The following is a 1736-nucleotide window of genomic DNA, read 5'->3' on the forward strand; positions in this document are numbered from 1 at the left end:
CGGCCGCTGGCCGGCAGCCTCAGGAACGTTGCAAGGATCACGCAGTTGCCGGCCAGCGGCCGGCACTACCGGTGCAGTCAATCCTCGTCCGCGCGCTCGGCCACGTTGTCCTCGGCCTCATCGTCGGCATCGAAGCGCTGCTCATGCACCGGGCCCGACGCCGGGCCGGCCGCCTTCAGCGGATGCGCGGCGATGCGCGCCTCGTAGTCCTGCACCAGCGCTTCACGCTGCGGCTCGCTCAGCTCCTGCCAGTGGCAGTCCAGCAATGCGCCTTCCAGCGAGTACAGCAGGTTCAGGCTGGGCTTGAAGCCGGCCCGCTTGACCTTGACGAAGGCGCCGACTGCGCCGATCGCAACCAGGTCCTCGCGGCTGCGCAGCCCGACCTGGCGCAGCCACGCTGCACTCTTCGGGCCGATGTTGCGCAGCTTCGGTGCGCTCATCCCAGTGCCTCGACGAACACGCGGGCGATGGCTTCCAGGCCGGCCTGATCGTCGGCGTCGAAGCGGCCGACCTTCGGGCTGTCGATATCGAACACGCCGATCAGTTCATCGCCGCGCAGCAGCGGCACCACCAGCTCCGAACGCGAGGCCGAATCGCAGGCGATGTGGCCGGGGAAGGCATCGACGTCGTCCACGCGCTGGGTTACGCGCTGGCTGGCGGCGGCACCGCACACACCCTTGTCCAGCGGGATGCGCACGCAGGCCGGCAGGCCCTGGAACGGGCCGACCACCAGTTCCTTGCCGTCATACAGGTAGAAGCCCACCCAGTTCAGGTCGGGCAGGGCGTGATAGACCAGTGCGGAGAGGTTGGCCGCGTTGGCGATGCGGTCGGACTCGGCGTAGACCAGGCCACGGGCCTGTTCCAGCAGCTGGGCGTATTGTTCCGGCTTGCTGCCGGTGAGCGAGGCATTGGCGAACATGCCTGCAGTCTAGCAAGTGCACCGGGCCGGCGATAATGCACACACTGTTGCCCTGTTGGAGCCCATCGATGCCGTTGCCCGCTACGCTGCCGCCCGCCCTGTTCGTTACCGGCACCGATACCGAAATCGGCAAGACCGCGGCCAGCACCGCGCTGCTGCATGCACTGCGCCAGCGTGGCCTGCGCGCAGTGGGCATGAAGCCGGTGGCCAGCGGCAGCGAGGATCTGGGGCAGGGCCTGCGCAACGAGGACGCGCTGGCGCTGCAGGCGGCCAGCTGGCCGGTGCCGGACTATGCCGATCTGAATCCCTATGCGCTGCGGCAGCCACTGGCACCGGAGCTGGCCGCTGCCGAGGACGGCGTGCAGGTGGAGCTGGCGCCGATCGTGGCCGCGTTCGAACGCCTGCGCGCGAAGGCCGATATCGTCGTGGTGGAGGGCGTGGGCGGTTGGCTGGCACCGGTCTCGGCCACGCTGGACCAGCTCGACCTGGTGCGTGCGCTGCAGCTGCCGGTGCTGCTGGTGGTGGGCATGCGCCTGGGCTGCGTCAACCACGCGCGGTTGACGCAGCAATCACTGCAGGCCAGCGGCGTGGACTGCCTGGGCTGGATCGGCAACCACATCGACCCGGCGATGCAGCGCCAGGACGAGAACATCGCCACGCTGCAGCAGCGCCTGCCGATGCCGTGCTGGGGACGGCTGCCGCATCTGCCGAATGCCAGTGGTGAAGTGCTGGCGGCGCACCTGCTCGACGACCTGGGGTAGTGCCGGCCGCTGGCCGGCAACCTCGATGAATCACGTCCGTGCAGTTGCCGGCCAGC

At 69.1% G+C, this 1736-nt stretch carries 3 protein-coding genes; 1 reads left to right on the plus strand and 2 read right to left on the minus strand.

Features of this window, described 5'->3' with window-relative positions; genetic code table 11:
• Positions 1 to 77: 77 nt before the first annotated feature.
• Together ABGA94_RS05990 and ABGA94_RS05995 are read right to left on the minus strand one after the other, a co-directional pair.
• Complete coding sequence (locus tag ABGA94_RS05990) at positions 78 to 440, minus strand: TfoX/Sxy family protein (RefSeq protein WP_005415140.1); 363 nt, start codon at positions 438 to 440, stop codon at positions 78 to 80.
• Entirely contained in the window at positions 437 to 919 is a 483-nt protein-coding gene (locus tag ABGA94_RS05995; RefSeq protein ID WP_004140850.1) for a GAF domain-containing protein, read from the minus strand. The genes ABGA94_RS05990 and ABGA94_RS05995 overlap by 4 nt, the downstream gene beginning before the upstream one ends.
• A gap of 68 nt (positions 920 to 987) precedes the next feature.
• On the opposite strand from ABGA94_RS05995, the gene bioD reads away from it, so the two are divergent.
• Positions 988 to 1680 (plus strand): dethiobiotin synthase, encoded by a 693-nt coding sequence (gene bioD / locus ABGA94_RS06000; protein ID WP_375366668.1) that lies wholly within the window; start codon positions 988 to 990, stop codon positions 1678 to 1680.
• Positions 1681 to 1736: the final 56 nt, after the last annotated feature.

The organism is Stenotrophomonas sp. 3diitr2024 (assembly GCF_042136455.1).
In the GTDB taxonomy this organism is placed as follows: Bacteria; Pseudomonadota; Gammaproteobacteria; order Xanthomonadales; family Xanthomonadaceae; genus Stenotrophomonas; species Stenotrophomonas sepilia.

Coding starts and splice junctions, on each gene's coding strand:
- ABGA94_RS05990 (WP_005415140.1), bottom strand. CDS start 440: ATGAGCGCACCGAAGCTGCGCAACATCGGCCCGAAGAGTGCAGCGTGG.
- ABGA94_RS05995 (WP_004140850.1), bottom strand. CDS start 919: ATGTTCGCCAATGCCTCGCTCACCGGCAGCAAGCCGGAACAATACGCC.
- bioD (WP_375366668.1), top strand. CDS start 988: ATGCCGTTGCCCGCTACGCTGCCGCCCGCCCTGTTCGTTACCGGCACC.